13 protein-coding genes are annotated in these 18987 nt (G+C 48.0%); 3 read left to right on the top strand and 10 right to left on the bottom strand.

Annotated elements, in window-relative coordinates; translation table 11 throughout:
- Positions 1-2 precede the first annotated feature (2 nt).
- The 3 genes from H9Q77_RS11030 to H9Q77_RS11040 all read right to left on the bottom strand — a co-directional run bounded on the left by H9Q77_RS11030 (position 3) and on the right by H9Q77_RS11040 (position 1651).
- Positions 3-332, bottom strand: coding sequence for a PadR family transcriptional regulator (locus H9Q77_RS11030; RefSeq protein WP_022154221.1), 330 nt, complete (start codon positions 330-332; stop codon positions 3-5).
- A gap of 96 nt (positions 333-428) precedes the next feature.
- The gene (locus H9Q77_RS11035; protein ID WP_249325551.1) at positions 429-1085 is read right to left on the bottom strand and encodes a hypothetical protein; all 657 of its coding nucleotides are present in this window, start codon (positions 1083-1085) and stop codon (positions 429-431) included.
- Positions 1086-1264: 179 nt separating this feature from the next.
- A complete protein-coding gene (locus H9Q77_RS11040) occupies positions 1265-1651 on the bottom strand; it encodes a hypothetical protein (RefSeq protein WP_249325553.1) in 387 nt (128 codons plus the stop codon).
- Positions 1652-2101: 450 nt separating this feature from the next.
- Here H9Q77_RS11040 and H9Q77_RS11045 point away from each other — a divergent pair, with 450 nt between their 5' ends.
- Both H9Q77_RS11045 and H9Q77_RS11050 read left to right on the top strand, forming a co-directional pair.
- Positions 2102-2809, top strand: a complete 708-nt coding sequence (locus tag H9Q77_RS11045) for a LytR/AlgR family response regulator transcription factor (protein WP_118550406.1) — start codon at positions 2102-2104, stop codon at positions 2807-2809.
- 3 nt (positions 2810-2812) lie between these two features.
- A complete protein-coding gene (locus H9Q77_RS11050) occupies positions 2813-4117 on the top strand; it encodes a sensor histidine kinase (protein WP_249325554.1) in 1305 nt (434 codons plus the stop codon).
- A 6-nt stretch (positions 4118-4123) separates the two neighbouring features.
- Here H9Q77_RS11050 and H9Q77_RS11055 read toward each other — a convergent pair whose 3' ends face one another.
- The 4 genes from H9Q77_RS11055 to H9Q77_RS11070 form a co-directional block, all read right to left on the bottom strand.
- Complete coding sequence (locus H9Q77_RS11055; protein WP_249325555.1) at positions 4124-4783, bottom strand: NUDIX hydrolase; 660 nt, start codon at positions 4781-4783, stop codon at positions 4124-4126.
- A gap of 43 nt (positions 4784-4826) precedes the next feature.
- Complete coding sequence (locus tag H9Q77_RS11060) at positions 4827-5540, bottom strand: superoxide dismutase (protein WP_249325557.1); 714 nt, start codon at positions 5538-5540, stop codon at positions 4827-4829.
- Positions 5541-5713: 173 nt separating this feature from the next.
- Positions 5714-8914, bottom strand: coding sequence for a carbamoyl-phosphate synthase large subunit (gene carB, locus H9Q77_RS11065; RefSeq protein ID WP_249325559.1), 3201 nt, complete (start codon positions 8912-8914; stop codon positions 5714-5716).
- A 1-nt stretch (position 8915) separates the two neighbouring features.
- Complete coding sequence (locus H9Q77_RS11070) at positions 8916-10103, bottom strand: carbamoyl phosphate synthase small subunit (RefSeq protein ID WP_118550402.1); 1188 nt, start codon at positions 10101-10103, stop codon at positions 8916-8918.
- 503 nt (positions 10104-10606) lie between these two features.
- Between H9Q77_RS11070 and H9Q77_RS11075 the strand changes: the two genes are divergently transcribed.
- Complete coding sequence (locus tag H9Q77_RS11075) at positions 10607-11806, top strand: alanyl-tRNA editing protein (protein ID WP_118550400.1); 1200 nt, start codon at positions 10607-10609, stop codon at positions 11804-11806.
- Between the two features lie 145 nt (positions 11807-11951).
- Here H9Q77_RS11075 and H9Q77_RS11080 read toward each other — a convergent pair whose 3' ends face one another.
- From H9Q77_RS11080 to H9Q77_RS11090, 3 genes are all read right to left on the bottom strand, one after another.
- Positions 11952-12566 (bottom strand): ECF transporter S component, encoded by a 615-nt coding sequence (locus H9Q77_RS11080; protein WP_022152972.1) that lies wholly within the window; start codon positions 12564-12566, stop codon positions 11952-11954.
- Between the two features lie 143 nt (positions 12567-12709).
- Entirely contained in the window at positions 12710-13927 is a 1218-nt protein-coding gene (locus tag H9Q77_RS11085; protein ID WP_022152971.1) for an EAL and HDOD domain-containing protein, read from the bottom strand.
- Positions 13928-15059: 1132 nt separating this feature from the next.
- Positions 15060-18857, bottom strand: a complete 3798-nt coding sequence (locus tag H9Q77_RS11090; protein WP_249325560.1) for a phosphoribosylformylglycinamidine synthase — start codon at positions 18855-18857, stop codon at positions 15060-15062.
- Between the last annotated feature and the right edge of the window lie 130 nt (positions 18858-18987).

The following is an 18987-nucleotide window of genomic DNA, read 5'->3' on the forward strand; positions in this document are numbered from 1 at the left end:
CCTTATACCCCCATTGCCAGAACACTGGTGACCGCGGATTGATATTCCATCCACTCCGCTTTTTTGGTTTCCAGTAATTTTCTGCCCTCTTTCGTAATACTGTAATACTTCCTCGTCTTGCCTGCATATTCCTGCTCATATACCGTAAGCAGGCCCTTCGCTTCCAGCCCATGCAACAGCGGATACAGCGTACCTGCTTTTAACTCGAACACGTTACAGGATTTTTTCCGCAGTGTATCGATCATTTCATATCCATACATATCCTTTTCCGCAAGCAATCTGAGCAGAAGCATCGTCATACTTCCCGACATCAGTGATTTATCCACAGCCATTTTTTGTCCTCCTTATATAGATAGCCGATATATATCGTTGTCTATAATATATATCGGCTATCTATATATGTCAATATTTATTTTTCAAATCGATCACTAATACAGTTCGACTTCATCTACGATTTTGTATTTGTTATCCGTATCTTCTTTTCTTATCGTTCTGTCTAACAGCGTTCCTCGAATCATCAAATCATTATTTGCTGTATTTTCTACATTTTCAATGTTTTCCGATACCGTTGCATTCTCCGGCTCCCATTCACGAATCTGGCAGCTGGCAACCATCTGTGAGATAATCTTTTTGTATTTTTTATAATCCTTTTGTGACATAGAGATGGTAATGTTATAGAATCCCTGACCGGTGAAATCCCCTTTAAAAACATAGGATTCGCTTACCCCTTCACCGCTTGTTTCGATTCCATGAAGTGCCGTAAGTTCCTCATTCACTTCCATGGTCTCCAGATCATTTTCATCCCCTACATAATAGGGAGAAAAGCTGTTGCAAAAATAGACGCTACTCTCCTGGCTGTCATCCGTATAAAGCCGGATTCCCTCGTCCGGGCTGGCTTCCTCTGTCTCGGTCGCAGGCCACCCTTCCACAAGCTTTGCTGTCCATTCTACCGGTCTGTCTATGCTTAAGGTAAACCCTGCTGCCTCATTTGTGTATTCGCAGCGGATCATCTCCTGCTTTCCACAACCGGTCATTGCCCATAATGCTGCTAAAATCATCAGACCCACAATCCATTTTTTACCCATAAGTACCTCCGCCATTCTACTCTGCTGTTGTTATCTTTACACCCTGTGTAATATCTTCCGCCCAGGATTTTTTTCCCTGCAATAGCGGAACTCCTTCGTATTCAGGTCAATTGCTCCTAATTTTTCCTGTCCCGCAATATATAAGTCATCCCCAATGCGGTAACCCTCGCAGAACGCATCTATAAGTCCCGAGGTAGGATGCCCCTCGGTCCCCATAAGTAACCACCTAATATTCCGGTCAGAATAAATACCATAAAATAGAGTCCCGGAACCCCTGCGACAAAAGCATAAAACGCTATCTGGAAGCTCCAGATGGGGATTAACAGATTGAGCGCTGCCACACAGGCAACGCCAAAAGCAACATATTCCGCACCTTTTGCTTTGTCCCGTCTGGTTCCTGTCGCTATCAGGAATCCCCATGCCGTATAGAGCAGCATACGTACCACCGTCCGGACTCCGCTCATTCCATCAAAAGAAGTTTTGTAATCCTCCTTTAGTGCCACCAGGACAATCAGGATCACAACAGACAAAATAATTTTGTAGTAATTTGAAAAAATTTTCTTCATAGCTGCTCCTTTCATTCTACATTCAGGAATGTATATCCCCAGTCCGGATCATCGATATATCTTGTGCCTATCTGCTGATATGCAGGTTCTCTTTCTACATGATGTTTTTGCTCCTTAATTGTACTTGATAATGATATCATTATACAATTGAGCAATCGGAAAAGCAATTGAGCGGGTGGAAACCTTCCTCTTCATTAACCATAACGAAAGATTTTGCACTATTTGTTACAAATCCGTTGAAGATTTATTTAAGTTTATACTTATTTGCATTTTCAGAATAGCATATTTCAAAAAACGAGACATCCCTTCCGAACCGAAAAGCAAAAACTAAGGCAAAAATGGGCGAAAACGACATTCTATTTTGCGTTTTCTTATTATATAATGATGCCAGTGGCACATGTCTGGTACGGAACAATCCGCAGGCATCAATGATATCGAATGGAGTATAAGATGCGTATTCTTATTTGCGATGACGATTTACTGATCGTAGAAAAACTGCAAAAATATCTGAAAAGCTATTTCAGTCATCTGCACCTGAGCTGTCCGGAGATCGTCTGCTTTTCAGACGGGGAGTCCCTGCTTGCGGATCCGGGAGACAAGGATATCCTTTTTCTCGATATCGAGATGCCGGGGCTTGACGGAATCTATGTAGGAAACGAACTGAAAAAGAAAGATAAAGATATTATCATTTTTATTATTACTTCTTATTCCGAATATCTGGATGAAGCCATGCGGTTCCATGTATTCCGTTATCTGTCCAAGCCCATAGACAGGCAGCGTCTGTTCCGGAATCTGAAGGACGCTCTGGATCTGTATCATTCCAGACTGGTGAAGGTGCCTATTGAGACCAGGCAGGGCGTACACGTTCTTCCGGTCTCTTCTATCATTATGGTGGAGGCACAGGGGAAAAAAGTGATCGTCCACACCACGACGCAGGACTTTGAAGCCATCCATACCATGCCATACTGGCTGGAGCTGCTGCCTTCCAACCGCTTTTTTCAGACGCACCGGAGTTTTATTGTCAACTATGAGCACATTACCGACTTCGACCGTATGCTGGTGCATCTGGCGAACAGTCAGTTTGACGCATATCTGACGAAACGGAAATACAGCGCCTTTAAGAAAGCTTATCTTCTCTATTTAGAAAGTACGAGGTAAGTTATGGAAAGTATTTTTTCTATTATTTTTGCATTTCTGGTGGAAGCCATCATTCTCCTGCAATATACCAGCCGACTATTTTCTCCGAAACGCCCCCTGTCCGACAGGCTTGTCGTGCTGAGCCTTTTGTATACCTGCCTGTGTGCCGCAGCCTTTTTTAACATCAAATGGCTGAATATGCTTTTGTATCTGTTTACTAATTTTCTGTTTTTGGTCACACAATACGATGTCAAATGGCGCGCAGCTGCCTTCCATTCCGCATTGCTTGCTGCTGTCATGGGAATGTGCGAGCTGATCGTATATAGCATCATCGCCCGGACCGCTCCCCATTTTTATATGCAGATGGGTTCTTTCCACAATACCCTTCTTTTTATCCTGTGCAGCAAGATTTCTTTTTTTGCAGTCATTTATCTGATTACGCATTTGTTCAAAAGTCGGCGGAAAACTACAGATCCTTACGATAGTTCTGTTGTGCTGCTGATGATCATTCCCGTCACATCGATATTCATCATGCTTACTTTTGTGGGAATGGGTGATCAGTATACATTGACTCCCGGGACGAACCGGATGATCTCTCTCAGTGCCTTTTTCCTGTTACTTATGAATCTGCTGGTATTTGGAATCAATCAGTACAATCGGGAAAAAAATCGGAAATATACAGAGGTGCAGCTGTTACTGCAGAAGGAAACAGATTTTACGGAATATTATAAGATGCTGCTTTCGCAGAGCGAAAACCAGGCAATTCTCATTCATGATATTAAGAAGCATTTGCAATCCATTGCATCTCTGAACGAGCAGAATGCCCCGGACAAAGTCAACGCCTATATTAACGAACTGCTTCTCTCTTCGGATTTCAAAGAGTCCTCCCGCATCTGCGACAACGAACTTCTGAACGCCATTATGGCAAGGTACAGGCGGCAGTGTACTGAACAGGGAATCAGTTTTACCGCTGACATCCGCAGTGGTGTACTGCATTTTCTGCCGGACAGTGACCTTACTTCTCTTTTTTGCAATTTGCTGGATAATGCCATGGAAGCTGCCGGGAAAGTTCCCGACGCTTATATCGAAGTTAATGGCAGCAAGCGGGAAAATACACCTTTTGTTCTGATCACAGTGGTCAATTCCTGCCGCGTAAACCCTTTTAAAAATGATGTGGCAGATCCAGCCACTACCAAAGCGGATAAGCGTTCTCACGGCTTCGGGCTGAAAAGCATCCGCAAGATCTGCGAAAAATACCACGGGGATATCCAAATGTACTATAACGATGCTACTCTGACCTTCCACACGGTGATAACGCTCCGGGGATAGGTTCCCTTATTCCCACATTCCCGTCACGAAGCACATCAGTGCCGCCCAGGTATATAAGGGATAGAAAAGCGCCTGATCATCCACGCCGTCTTTTAGGATTTTCTGTGCTTCTTCTCTGGTCAACAATAAAAAGCCGTCAAAACATTCCGTGCCAACGGCACCATCCTGGCTTACCTTAGGCATTTCTTCCCTGTTCAGAGTGATCTGCACCAGTGCATTGCTCTCGTCCGTCATGCCCGGGGTACTGAATACCAGGGGATTCACCAGACAGATGCTGTCACTTTCTTCCAGTGTAATGCCGGTCTCTTCCCGCAATTCCCGGATGGCTGCATGGAATACGGGATTTTCCTGTGCCGCATCCTCCGGATCTAGCAGTCCTGCCGGAACGCTTAACAGGAACTGCCCTGCAGGATAGCGATACTCACGGCTCAGGCAGAGTCTCGGCTCCTGATCCTTAACGTTCAGGATCACGACACAGCTTACCGCATCCGGCAGCATCTGTTTAAATTCTTCGTCATTTTTTACTGCCGTCAGATTCTCAATGCTTCTTCTGGTGGCATCAAAATAATGTTTTCCGGGCTCATATTGCAGATCAAACACCTTGATGAATCTGCTGTCATAGACGGTCTCTACCTGTTCTTTTTTTATGATTGGTCTGTTCTCCATGTTCATTTCCTCTTTCTGTTTTCCTGTGTCTCAACATCGCACACTATCTACCGTTTCGTTCTGCTGTGCCGCCGTCGTTCTGCAATTTTCCCGCTTCTCCGGCGGCCTTTCCCAGGCTGCAAAGCACCTGTTCATATCGCTTTTCAGCTTTTTTCCAGTGGATCAGCTTATGCCACCCTTGCACATAATCCGGTCTGCGGTTCCGGTACTGTAAATAATAGGCATGTTCCCACACATCTATCAGAAATATGGGAGTATACAATTTCAGATCCGGCACATCCTGGTTCGCTGTGGTCAGGATCATAAGGGTACCGTCCTGATCACTTACAAGCCACGCCCAACCGGAACCGAATACCCCTATGGCACTCTGCGACATCTGCTCTTTCCATTGTCTCAATGATCCGAAATCTCGGATCATTGCCTCCGCCAGGGCTCCGCAGGGCTCCTGCCCTGCAGGACTTCGCATACTGTCAAAATACAGCTGGTGGTTATATGCACCGCCACCGTTATTGTGAAGGCTTTCCCGGGCTTCCTCCGGTAGGGATGCAAGTTTATTATCCCCCGAAGTGAGCAGTTCCGTCAAGTTCATTTGCTGCAGCTGCGGATAATCCGCGAGAACTGCATTCAGTTTGTCCACATAGGTCTGATAATGCTTATCATGGTGAAAATGCAGTGTCTCCTCATCCAGTACCGGCAGCAGGGCATCATATTCATAGGGCAGGGGCTGTGCGACAAAAGGATAATGTTCTTCTAACATGAGACTCCAATCCGCCTGCGGGATACAGGCTTGCGATCATACAATATTTACCATACGCCTATTATATGCTTTTCTCACAGATTTTATTTTACGTCCGCATTTTTTGTCATAAACATAAACAGTGGAGCCACTTTCGCAGTTCCACTGTTCTGATGCATTTTAATTTAATATTTTTACAGCTGTGCAATATCCACCAGTGTCAGTTCCTTACAATCGTTCATATGCTCCATGCTGGTCACGAGAGCATTGGCGGTGTCCATTGCGGTGATGCAGTAGATACCGGTCTCGATAGCGGTACGGCGGATCAGGAAACCGTCTCTGGTCTTGTCACGGCCCTGGGTAGGGGTATCGATGACAAGGTCGATCTTGTGTCCCAGGATCAGGTCCATAACGGTCGGAGATTCCTGAGAGATCTTGTTGACCTTTCTCGCCTTCACACCTGCCTCATTCAGAGCTGCTGCGGTACTTCTGGTAGCGTATATGGTATATCCCAGCTTCTCGAAGCGTCTTCCGATCTCAATTGCTTCTCCCTTATCCGCATCCTTTACGGTGATGATCATGTTCTTATACTTGGGCAATTCCACACCTGCTCCTAGGAATGCCTTGTACAGTGCCTCGTTAAAGCTCTTGGCAATACCCAGACACTCACCGGTGGACTTCATCTCCGGTCCTAAGCTGATCTCGGCACCACGAATCTTCTCGAAGGAGAATACGGGCATCTTGATGGCAAAATACTCTGCCTCGGGCTGTAAGCCGGGCTCATAGCCAAGCTCACGGATGGTCTTGCCGATGATCACTTCGGTCGCCAGATCCACGATAGGAATACCGGTTACCTTGCTGATATAAGGTACGGTACGGGAAGAGCGGGGGTTAACCTCAATGACATATACCTCGTCACCGATAGCAATGAACTGGATATTGATCAGTCCCTTGACATGCAGTGCCTTTGCCAGTCTTCTGGTGTACTCTGCAATCTTCTCTTTTACTACTTTATCAATGGTCGGAGCCGGATATACGGAGATACTGTCTCCGGAGTGGATACCGGTTCTCTCGATATGCTCCATGATACCGGGGATCAGGATATCGGTACCGTCGCATACAGCATCAACCTCGATCTCCTTACCCTGTAAATACTTATCTACCAGGATCGGGTGATCCTGTGCGATACGGTTGATGATCTCCATGAATTCTTCGATCTCTTCATCGGAGATAGCGATCTGCATGCCCTGTCCGCCCAATACATAGGAAGGACGTACCAGTACGGGATAGCCCAGTCTGTTAGCAACCGCCTTAGCTTCCTCTGCGGTGTATACGGTACCGCCGGCTGCACGGGGGATCTCGGTCTCTTCCAGAATCTTGTCGAACAGTTCTCTGTCCTCAGCGGCATCTACATCCTCCGCCTTGGTACCTAAGATAGGCACGCCCATCTTCATCAGGCTCTCAGTCAGCTTGATAGCGGTCTGTCCGCCGAACTGTACCACAGCACCATCGGGATGCTCAATATTTACGATAGATTCCACATCTTCCGGAGTCAAAGGCTCGAAATACAGCTTGTCCGCAATATCGAAGTCGGTACTTACAGTCTCCGGGTTGTTGTTGATGATAATGGTCTCATAGCCTGCCTTGGAAAATGCCCAGGTAGCATGTACGGAACAATAGTCGAACTCGATACCCTGTCCGATACGGATAGGACCGGAACCCAGTACCAGGACTTTCTTACGTCCGGTGGTCTCCTTGGCTTCGCACTCGCCGCCGAATACAGAGTAATAATAAGGAGTGGAAGCTGCGAACTCTGCGGCACAGGTGTCTACCATCTTGTAAACAGCCTTAATGCCGTTGTCATAACGCATCTTCTTGATCTCTTCTTCGGTCTTGCCGGTCAGTCTTGCGATGACGTTATCCGGGAACTCGATTCTCTTGGCTTCCTTCAGCAGATCCACCGTCAGGGGCTGTGTCTCCAGTGCATGCTCCATCTCGGTCAGAATAGCGATCTTGTCGATGAACCACAAGTCGATCTTGGTAATATCATGAATCTGCTCGTAGCTGATGCCCTTACGGATTGCTTCCGCAATGACATAAATGCGCTGGTCATCCACAATCTTCAGACGCTCTAACAGTTCTTCTACGGACAGTGCGCTGAAATCATAGCTGCGCAGGCAGTCCACATGCTGTTCCAGGGAACGGATGGCCTTCATCAGTGCTCCCTCGAAGTTATTGCAGATACTCATAACCTCACCGGTTGCCTTCATCTGTGTGGTCAGAGTACGTTTTGCAGTGATAAATTTATCGAAAGGCAGTCTGGGGATCTTTACTACACAGTAATCCAGTGTCGGCTCGAAGCTGGCATAGGTCTTGTGGGTAATGGCATTTTTGATCTCATCCAGAGTAAAGCCCAGTGCGATCTTCGCTGCTACCTTTGCAATGGGGTAGCCGGTCGCCTTACTTGCCAGTGCGGAAGAACGGCTGACACGGGGATTTACCTCGATAACACAATATTCAAAGCTGGTGGGATGCAGTGCAAACTGTACGTTACATCCACCGGTGATCTGCAGTTCGTTGATGATCTTCAGAGCGGAAGTACGTAACATCTGGTACTCCTTATCGCTCAGGGTCTGAGAAGGCGCTACTACGATACTGTCTCCGGTATGCACGCCGACGGGATCGATGTTCTCCATGTTACATACGGTGATGCAGTTGCCTGCGCTGTCACGCATTACTTCGTACTCGATCTCTTTCCAGCCCGCGATACAACGTTCTACCAGTACCTGTCCTACACGGGACAGACGTAAACCGTTCTCCAGGATCTCTTCCAGCTCTACCTGATTGTGTGCGATACCACCGCCGGAACCGCCCAGAGTATAAGCGGGACGCAGCACAACAGGATAGCCGATGGTGTTGGTGAATTCCACACCGTCTTCCACGTTCTCAACGACCTTGGATGCTGCACAGGGCTCGCCGATACGCTCCATCAGATCCTTGAACTCCTGACGGCCTTCCGCATTACGAATGGTAGCTGCGGTAGTACCTAACAGCTTTACATTGTGAGCTGCCAGGAAACCGGACTCCTCCAGCTCCATGCCGAGGTTCAGACCAGCCTGTCCTCCCAGGGTGGGGAGAATGCTGTCAGGCTTTTCCTTTTCAATGATCTGCTCCAGAACCTTTACATTCAGGGGCTCAATATATACCTTATCTGCGATATCTTTATCGGTCATGATGGTCGCAGGGTTGGAGTTCACCAGGATTACCTCTACTCCCTCTTCCTTCAGGGAACGGCAGGCCTGGGTACCTGCATAGTCGAATTCCGCTGCCTGTCCGATGACAATAGGACCGGAGCCGATTACCATTACTCGTTTTACATTAGGATTCTTGGGCATCTTAGTTCTCTCCTCTCATCATATGAATGAACCGGTCAAACAGGTAACCGGAGTCCTGGGGTCCCGGACATGCTTCCGGATGGAACTGTACGGTGAAAATGTTCTTGCCGGTGTAGGACAGACCCTCGTTGGTACCGTCGTTGACATTGATGAATGCGGGAACCGCTACGGACGGATCCAGCTTATCGGTATCTACCACATAGCCGTGGTTCTGAGAGGAAATATATACTCTTCCGGTCATCAGATCCTTTACCGGGTGGTTGCCTCCTCTGTGTCCGTATTTCATTTTATGGGTATCTGCGCCGGTAGCCAGAGCCATCAGCTGATGTCCCAGACAGATTGCGAAAATAGGGATCTCGGTATCGTATAACTTTTTGATCTCGGCGATCACACCGGTACACTCCTTGGGGTCTCCCGGTCCGTTACTTAACATGATACCGTCGGGATTATCATCAATAATCTCCTGTGCGGGAGTTCCTGCGGGGTATACGGTCACCTCACAGCCTCTCTCTGCCAGGGATCTGGCGATATTTCTCTTGGCTCCCAGGTCTAACAGAGCTACCTTCAGTCCCTGTCCGGACAGCTCCGTTACCAGTGCGGGCTTAGGCTCTCTGACACCTTTTTCATAAGCTTCTTTATCAAAACGCGCTGCACCGGAGAGAGGTCCGTTCTGTGCCAGCTCCGTGGTGGGCGCTACCACATATTTTTCCCTGCAGGTCACCTTTTCCACGACCTTGCCTGTGGTATACTCCTTCAGCTTCGGAAGTACTTCGTTCAGGTCATAGGCTTCGTTGGTGGTGATCATGCCGTTCATGGTACCCTTCTCACGCAGGATCTTGGTCAGCGCACGGGTATCGATGCCGGCGATACCGGGCACGCCGTTCTCCTCTAAGTATTCCTGTATTGTGCAGTCACAGCGGAAGTTGCTGGGAATACGTGAAAGCTCTCTGACGATGAATCCATCCGGCCAGGGTTTCTCCGACTCGCAGTCATCCCTGCATATGCCATAGTTACCGATCAGGGGGTAAGTCATGCATACAGCCTGTCCTGCATAGGACGGATCCGTCAGGACCTCCAGATATCCGGCCATGGATGTGTTAAATACGATTTCACTGATGATCTCTTTGTCTGCACCGATGTGCGTTCCTTCGAACACCGTTCCATCTTCCAAAATCAAAAATGCCTTCATTCTTTCCTCACATTCTGCCGCTTTTGCGACGTTTGTATTTCTCTCAGTCTCCTACAATACCTGCGAATTGCTCCGCTGGGTATCTGCATTGTCTACGATACCTACGAATTGCTCCGCTGCTTCGCAGCTCCCGCACTTCTGAAAACATTCGGATTCCGCGGATTTGCTTCCGCAAATCGCTGCATCCTCATGTTTTGGCGATTTAAATCGGCACCTGCCTCCCCATGCAAGCACGGTCGGCCTCTGCCGTTTAAATCTGGTATCTGCATAATCGATTTATTATATCATAAAAAAAAATGCGTCGCAATAGACCCTGTCTGCATAAAAACCTACAAAAAACCTCTCCGCAATCCCGATACTCCTTGGAGAATCTGACAAAGCTGTGTAAAAGCTTACATTTTCCATTGCTTTTTCCACCGGGTCTGATATAGAATAGATATGTATTTTCTATTTTTCAATTATCACAAAACGCTGTTTTCCTACAGCAGATTGGACAGGCATCTATGGATCGTATCGAAAATGCTCAAATGAACTCCCTGGGAACCCGCAAACTCTATTATGAAGATGTACATCAGACGGATTTCACCGCTGTGGTAATGGAATGTGTTCCCGACAAGGAAGAGGGATATTACAGGATCGTTCTGGACGCTTCCGCTTTTTTCCCGGAAGAGGGCGGTCAGTCCGCCGACAAAGGCACCTTAAACGGTCAGGAAGTACTGGATGTCAGCATCAAACAGGGCATCCTGTATCATAAAGCAGCCTGTGAACTTCCCGCTGGCACCCAGGTCACCGGTCATGTGGACTGGAACCGCCGGTTTGATTTCATGCAGCAGCACTCCGGAGAGCATATGATCTCCGGCTTACTGCACTCTCATTTCGGACTGGAAAACGTAGGCTTCCATTTAAGCGACAGAGAAGTGACACTGGATATGAACGGAGAAGTCTCTCTGGAGCAGCTGCGTCTCATCGAGCAAGAGGCTAACACTTATGTCTGGAAAAATCTTCCGGTCAACATCAACTGGCCCACCGCCGAAGAACTGACGAGCTTAAATTACCGCAGCAAACTGGCACTCACGGAAAATGTACGTATTGTCGAGATCCCCGGCGTGGATCTGTGTGCCTGCTGTGCTCCACATGTAGATACCACCGGACAGATCGGTCTCATCAAAATTGTAAATGTACAGAGCCACCGGGGCGGTGTCCGCATCAATATTCTCTGTGGAAACCGTGCTCTGGCAGATTATACTGAAAAACAGGATTCTGTCTGGGCAATTTCTTCTCTGCTCTCAGCGAAACAGCCGGAAGTAGCAGGTGCTGTTGCCCGCGCCAAAGAGGATGCAAGGCTGCAAAAAGAACGCGCCAACGCCCTGCAGGCGGAGCTGCTGAACGTACAGATGGACGCACTTCCCTCCCCGGAAAAAGTACGCCACGTGCTTCTCTTCGTCGGTGAACTGGATGCCATCGCCCTACGAAACGCCGTGAATACCCTGACCGGAAAATATTCCGGTTACTGTGGTATCTTTGCCGGAGACGATACAAACGGTTATCGATTTATTGTAGGCAGTGCTTCCTGTAACTGTCAGGAACTGGCAGACCGCATGCGCCGGGAACTTTCTGCAAAAGGTGGCGGATCCGCTCCCATGATCCAGGGGAATGTTGCTGTCACGGCAGATACCCTACAGACAATGTGGGTGTCGCTGTAATGACCATCCTTTCTGCCTATATATGCATTTCGGCACATGAATTCCGTATTCAAAATTTCCATATGGAAAACCCCCGGCATGACCATCTGTCATACTCCGGGGGCTGTTTGTATATTTTATATATTTTTCGTTTCAGAAAATCTGATTATTTCTCTTCTGTTGCTGCATTCTTCTTCAGCGCTACGCTGACTGCCTTCGCAACGCCACCACCTACTACACAGCTCATGGGCATCTCCAGTGCTCCGTTGATACCACAGAATGCTACGGCGAACATAAACAGATTCGCTCCGGTTGCATTCATGCTCTGCAGATACTCGGTATGACCGAAGCAGATCATCAGAGTGGACATAAAGAACAGGGTGTTCATAAATGCTCCCAGCAGACCGGTCACGAAGTAAGTTACGGTCTTCGTCTTGTCAATCTTCCACAGTGCCTTGAAGATCACACCGGACAGCCATCCCATCAGAGTTCTGGTGGGGATGCATACCAGGAAAGTAAAAAACGGATTCATTGCTACCAAAGCTGCTCCAAAAGGATCTCCTGCAAAGCACTGGTAAAAGCTGGTAAGTCCAAATACCAGTCCCAGAACGGCTCCGCCTGCGGGTCCTAAGATCATTGCGCCGATGACTACGGGAATGGTCATCAGGGAGATTGCTAACGGTCCGATGCGCAGATACCCAAGCGGGGTAAATGCCAGAATCAGCATGATCGCGATGAGTACGGCCAATTGTACCATCTCAAGTGTCTTGTTTTTTTTCATATGAAATTTCCTTTCCGCGCTTTTTGCGCCTTTGCTACTATTCCTCCATCTGGCGTCCTTTGGACTGCCGGAGGATATAATTACAAGTCATTCAAGAAAATAACATAAATGTATACAAAACACAAGTACATTTTTTAATACAATCAACGTACGGTGCGATACCACTTCAACGCCGATGTATAGGCTTCATATACTGTATTCATATCAATATTCTTTAATAGCATCAGGCGGGATACCTCCGCCCAGTTGGCTGTCTCATACTGCAGCATAAAATCGTACACCGGTGCCAGTACGCCGATGCGGTAGATCAGTGCATTGCTGATCTCGCCAGCCACATGGACCACCTTCAAAGCCTCTGCCATGGGTTTCTCGAGGATCACATCCAGCACGGAGAACAATCCCATCAGGAACAATTCATCCTTCTGCGCCTTCAGACCAAACGCTTCCGCCAGATTCTCGGCAAATTTCGCACGAAGCAGAGATAATCTGGTGACCTCATTCGGCTTATCCGCATACAAAGCATTGGCTACTGCCGTGTTGATCCACTTTTTCAGTTCCCGCTGTCCCAGCATGGCAGCCGCATGACGGATAGACGTAATCTCCGAATTTACAGCCAGTGGCTGAACCATTTTCAGCAGATCGATCGTGAGTGCGGTATCACGACTGATGATATCCGCCGCTGTTGTGAGTTCAAAATCCGGGCTGTTCACAATATTCAGCAGGTCAATATAGTTACCCTTCAAGGGTGCCACATCTGTCTGTCCCTTCGTAATGGGAACACGATAGAACTTACCCTCATAGAAACGATATCCGCCGGTCTCCTTCAGTCTCTCGAAGTCCTCCATGGTATCAATATTACCGGCACACAGACTGATATTAGGGAATAATTTCCCGAAATAAATCTTGGCTTTATCAATGGCTATTTTACGGTTATTCAGAAGGACATAATCCATCAGCTTCAGGACTTCTCTGTAATTTTCAAAATCACTGACCGCAAGCTTACGAATGGCAAGTTTATAGCCTTGCTGTTTCAATTCCTTCAGACGATTGACATACATTTCAATCGGCGGAATGGTATTATCGATCAAAAGTACGATTTTTTCATGAGGTGCATCGCACTGCTCCGTAATATCCGCAAAAATAGAAATATTGGTGATCGGTACAAAAATCTCTTTTCCCTGTGACAATGTATCGATTCCCATCTTTTGGATCAATTCCAATCCGGTGATCTGTGATGCTCCATCAAATTGTGCTGTCCCAAGCAGCAACGGATTCAACAGGTAATTTTCTCTCTGAGTAAAAAAGGAATAGGCACATACGGCCATATTTTCATCAAAAAGCGGTACTAATGTAAGCAGCATATTTTTACCTCCCAATTACCTATATTATACCGATTCCGACAGGACTTTACAAGTGGTACTATCAGCACAGAGATGTTATAAATTGAGAGTTAGTTAAGCAAATCCACGAACGCCCACGGCGAACGGAACATCACGCCTTGATGTCGCGTCTCCGGGTGTGAATTTTCTAATGAAAAGTGATACAGTGGTTCTCATCATGACGGGGTCGCCTACACGCGCCATCCATGGCGCGGATCGGCTGACGCGGACATCGTGTCCGCTTTCCCCCTGTCTTTTAACACTTTTCAAGAAAATATCAACACCCTCCGACAGACATCGCGGCATGACATTCCGTCCACCGTGGGCGTTCTGTGTTTTGGGTCTATGCAGAAAAACTGAGTTGTGAGATACTAAATTTGTTGCAAATAACGTATAAAAAGATGAATATGGGTCTATAGGGAAAAAGCTGGCTCTGAGATACTCATTTTGAAGAAATTGAGTATCTGTAAAGCAAATTTTTCGCTATAGACCCATATTGTCTAGTTTTTGTCTTTTACCCGTCCCAAAAAGTACCTACAGGGAAATTTATCTTCTATAGACCCATGAAGTTTTTCAAAAAACCAGTAGCCCGCATGTATTCTTGATTTTTCGCACATACTAGATTCTTGTTTTTAACTTCTGCGCATGTATTCTAAAATGCTCTGCCTAAATAATTGGGATGCTTTTCATAACCCAGCAGAAAAGGACTGCTCCCCCGGACGTAGATGCGGCGGAGACTGTGAGATTTTCTTGGAAAGTGGTTGAGCCGCAGGGGCAACGCGAACACGATGTTCGCGTTAGCCGATAAGTGCCATGGATGGCAACGTAAAGGCGGCCCCGTCATGACGAGAAACACTTGGCCACTTTCCTTTAGAAAATCCACAGTTGTAGCTAGCATCCGAGTCCGGGGCGGGCAGCCCTTTCTGCGTGGATTTTATGGCAACCCTACGTTACGAGCCATGCACTCAATTCATAAATGTGTCGCAAAGGACGCTCCACATTTATTTCATTGACGGCTGTCGCCATATATAGTCAAAAACAAAAACAGCGACTTGTGAGCAAGCTCCCAGATCGCTGTTTCCGTTTTGACTATGCATGGCTCGTAACTTTCAATTTATTTAAAGTACTGCACGCCGGACTCGAAAATCTTCATATCCTGCTCACCATAGATATTCATGGCTACCGCAACATCTCTTCTCTCGGAATGTGCCATCTTACCGAAGCATCTGCCGTCGGGAGAGGTGATACCCTCGATCGCACAGTAAGATCCGTTGATGTTGTACTCCTCATCCATGGATACGTTGCCGTTCTGGTCAGCGTACTGGGTAGCAACCTGTCCGTTTGCAAAGAGCTTGTCGATCCATTCCTTCGGTGCTACGAAACGACCCTCACCATGGGATGCGGGGTTACAGTAGGTAGCACCCAGCGTAGCGCCCTGTAACCAGGGAGACTTGTTGGATACGACCTTGGTGTATACCATCTTGGAGATGTGACGGTTGATGGTATTGAAGGTCAGGGTAGGAGAATCCTCCTTCTGACCGGTGATCTCGCCGTAAGGAACCAGCCCCAGCTTGATCAGTGCCTGGAATCCGTTACAGATACCCAGTGCCAGACCGTCTCTCTCATTTAACAGCTTCATGACAGCTTCCTTCAGCTTCGCATTCTGGAATGCGGTTGCGAAGAACTTCGCACTTCCGTCAGGCTCATCACCTGCAGAGAAGCCACCGGGGAACATGATGATCTGCGCCTGTGCGATAGACTTCTCGAATTCCTCTACGGATTCGCGGATATCCTCTGCGGTCAGATTGCGGAATACTCTTGTCTCCACATGAGCTCCGGCACGCTCAAATGCCTTGGTGCTGTCGTATTCGCAGTTGGTTCCGGGGAATACCGGAATAAATACAGTGGGCTTTGCAACCTTGTGTTTACATACATAGATACTGTCTGCCTTGTAGACATCGCTTGCCACTGCCTCGGTACCCTTCACTGCCTTGGTGGGGAATACCTTCTCTAACTTGGAGGTCCAGGAAGCAAGTGCCTCATCCATGGTGATCTTCGCATCACCGTATACGAATGCAGGTTCCTCGGTCACGGTACCTATGACGGTGTAATCCAGCTCCTTCTCGTCCAATGCAGCAAATTTGTCTGCGGGAATCTCTGCCAGGATATCACCCAGTCCGTTGTCGAACAGGTCGTCTGTGGTAACCTCATCATCGATCTTCACACCCAGCTTGTTACCGAATGCCATCTTGGATACGGCTGCTGCCACACCCTTGGAATCCAGCGCATATGCGGATACGATGGTGCCATTCTCAGTCAGCTCGTGAATCTTGCCATATAATTCTGCCACATTCTCATACATGGGAATGTCGAAATCGTCTTTGTCAATGGAGAAGCGCACCAGCTTGTTGCCGGGTGTCTTCAGTTCCGGAGTAACGATGTCACCAGATTTCGCCACATCCACTGCAAAAGATACCAGTGTGGGCGGTACATCAATGTCATTGAAGGTACCGGACATACTGTCCTTACCGCCAATGGAGGGCAGACCGAAACCGATCTGTGCATCGTAAGCACCTAAGAGTGCTGCGAAAGGCTGGCTCCAACGCTCGGGATCACCGGTCATTCTGCGGAAGTACTCCTGGAAGGTGAAACGGATCTTACTGAAATCACCGCCGGAAGCCACGATCTTCGCCATGGACTCTGTCACTGCATAGACAGCTCCGTGATAAGGGCTCCAGGAGGACAGGTAAGGATCGAAGCCGTAGCTCATCATGGTCACGGTATCGGTCTTGCCTTCCAGTACGGGCAGCTTGGCTACCATGGTCTGGGTCTCGGTCAGCTGATATTTTCCGCCGTAAGGCATCAGTACGCTGCCGGCACCGATGGAGGAGTCAAACATCTCCACCAGACCCTTCTGGGAACATACATTGAGGTCGTTTAACAGTGCCACCCAGGCACCCTTCACATCTCCCTCTTCCAGCTTCTCGCCTACTGCGGGAACGGCCCATTTATCGAAATAATTCTCTTCTTCAGAAGGAATATCTACTTTTACTCTGGTCTCCTGGTGCGCACCGTTGGTATCTAAGAAAGCTCTCTTCAGATCTACGATAGGCTTGCCTCTCCAGTTCAGTACCAGTCTCGGCTCCTCGGTAACTACCGCCACGGGAACAGCCTCTAAGTTCTCTTCCTTGGCATAGTCTAAGAAGGTATCCACATCCTTAGGGTCTACGACCACTGCCATACGCTCCTGGGACTCAGAAATTGCCAGTTCCGTGCCGTCCAGTCCGGCATACTTTTTAGGTACCTTGTCCAGATCTACGGTCAGACCGTCTGCCAGCTCACCGATGGCAACGGACACACCGCCGGCACCGAAGTCATTACATTTTTTGATCAGACGGCTGACTTCCTCACGGCGGAACAGTCTCTGAATCTTACGCTCGGTAGGTGCATTACCCTTTTGTACCTCGGCACCACAGGTCTCGATGGAGGTATCGGTATGTACCTTGGAGGATCCGGTAGCACCGCCGCAGCCGTCACGTCCGGTACGTCCGCCGAGGAGGATGATGATATCACCGGGATCGGAGGTCTCACGGATGACATTTTTGCGGGGAGCAGCGCCCATAACAGCACCGATCTCCATACGCTTTGCCACGTAAGAGGGATGATAGATCTCTTTTACAAATCCGGTAGCCAGACCGATCTGGTTACCGTAAGAGGAATAACCGCTGGCTGCGCCTCTTACCAGTTTCTTCTGGGACAGCTTGCCGTGAAGTGTCTCGGATACGGGAACGGTAGGATCTGCTGCACCGGTGACACGCATCGCCTGATATACATAGCCACGACCGGACAGAGGATCACGGATAGCACCGCCCAAACAGGTGGCAGCGCCACCGAAAGGCTCGATCTCTGTAGGATGATTGTGGGTCTCGTTCTTGAAAAATACCAGCCACTCCTCGGTCTCTCTGTGGTCGCCGTAATCCATCTCCACGGGAACCACTACGGAGCAGGCATTGATCTCATCAGATTCTTCCATGTCGTCAAGTTTGCCGTCTTTTTTCAGTTTCCGCATTGCCATCAGCGCCAGATCCATCAGGCAGACGAACTTGTCCTCTCTGCCCTTAAAGATTTCTTCTCTGGTATCCAGATAGCTCTGGTAAGTGGTCTCTAAGGGAGAACGATAATAACCCTCACCGAATTCCACGTCGGTCAGCTCGGTGGAAAAAGTAGTGTGGCGACAGTGATCGGACCAATAGGTATCCAGTACACGGATCTCCGTCATGGAAGGATCTCTCTTCTCATCATCGTGGAAATAATTCTGAATATGTTTAAAATCTTTGAATGTCATGGCAAGTCCCAGAGATTCGTACAGCGCTTTCAGGCTGCTTTCGTCCATATCTCTGAAACCATCAAAAATAGCAACATCAGCGGGATCATCATACACCGTGATCAGAGTATCCGGCTTCTCCATGCCGGTCTCTCTGGAATCTACAGGGTTGATACAGTAAGATTTGATCTTGGAAAATTCTTCGTCGGACACCTGTCCTTCGATCATATAAGTCACAGCGGTACGGATCACCGGTTCCTCGTCCTCTTTTAAGAACTTCACACACTGCACTGCGGAATCCGCTCTCTGATCGAACTGTCCGGGAAGGAACTCTACGGAAAATACTTTTGCATCCGCGGGAATCTCGATGGTCTCTTCATACAGATCATCTACGGGAGGCTCGGAAAATACAGTCTTGCAGGCTCTTGCAAACACCTCATCCGAAATATTCTCCACATCATAGCGGATAAACTCACGAACCTTTGCCACATCGATGCCCAGATAATTTTTCAGTTCATCATGCAGCTCTTTTGCCTTGACGGCATAAGGTTCCTTTTTCTCTACATAGATACGTCTTACGTTGCCCATGTCTCTCCTCCGAAAATTTTATATTATGCGACACTATTCAGAACCGCATTCGCAAAACCGCATCTTACGATGCTTACTTTTTGCTCATGTGGTTATCTCACCATATAAATATAATCAGATGCCCTTACAA

Source organism: Simiaoa sunii (assembly GCF_014337175.1).
In the GTDB taxonomy this organism is placed as follows: Bacteria; Bacillota; Clostridia; order Lachnospirales; family Lachnospiraceae; genus Acetatifactor; species Acetatifactor intestinalis.

What these genes read in the sequence shown, in the direction of transcription:
- H9Q77_RS11030 (WP_022154221.1), bottom strand. Translation starts at nt 332, where the DNA reads ATGGCTGTGGATAAATCACTGATGTCGGGAAGTATGACGATGCTTCTG.
- H9Q77_RS11035 (WP_249325551.1), bottom strand. Translation starts at nt 1,085, where the DNA reads ATGGGTAAAAAATGGATTGTGGGTCTGATGATTTTAGCAGCATTATGG.
- H9Q77_RS11040 (WP_249325553.1), bottom strand. Translation starts at nt 1,651, where the DNA reads ATGAAGAAAATTTTTTCAAATTACTACAAAATTATTTTGTCTGTTGTG.
- H9Q77_RS11045 (WP_118550406.1), top strand. Translation starts at nt 2,102, where the DNA reads ATGCGTATTCTTATTTGCGATGACGATTTACTGATCGTAGAAAAACTG.
- H9Q77_RS11050 (WP_249325554.1), top strand. Translation starts at nt 2,813, where the DNA reads ATGGAAAGTATTTTTTCTATTATTTTTGCATTTCTGGTGGAAGCCATC.
- H9Q77_RS11055 (WP_249325555.1), bottom strand. Translation starts at nt 4,783, where the DNA reads ATGGAGAACAGACCAATCATAAAAAAAGAACAGGTAGAGACCGTCTAT.
- H9Q77_RS11060 (WP_249325557.1), bottom strand. Translation starts at nt 5,540, where the DNA reads ATGTTAGAAGAACATTATCCTTTTGTCGCACAGCCCCTGCCCTATGAA.
- carB (WP_249325559.1), bottom strand. Translation starts at nt 8,914, where the DNA reads ATGCCCAAGAATCCTAATGTAAAACGAGTAATGGTAATCGGCTCCGGT.
- H9Q77_RS11070 (WP_118550402.1), bottom strand. Translation starts at nt 10,103, where the DNA reads ATGAAGGCATTTTTGATTTTGGAAGATGGAACGGTGTTCGAAGGAACG.
- H9Q77_RS11075 (WP_118550400.1), top strand. Translation starts at nt 10,607, where the DNA reads ATGGATCGTATCGAAAATGCTCAAATGAACTCCCTGGGAACCCGCAAA.
- H9Q77_RS11080 (WP_022152972.1), bottom strand. Translation starts at nt 12,566, where the DNA reads ATGAAAAAAAACAAGACACTTGAGATGGTACAATTGGCCGTACTCATC.
- H9Q77_RS11085 (WP_022152971.1), bottom strand. Translation starts at nt 13,927, where the DNA reads ATGCTGCTTACATTAGTACCGCTTTTTGATGAAAATATGGCCGTATGT.
- H9Q77_RS11090 (WP_249325560.1), bottom strand. Translation starts at nt 18,857, where the DNA reads ATGGGCAACGTAAGACGTATCTATGTAGAGAAAAAGGAACCTTATGCC.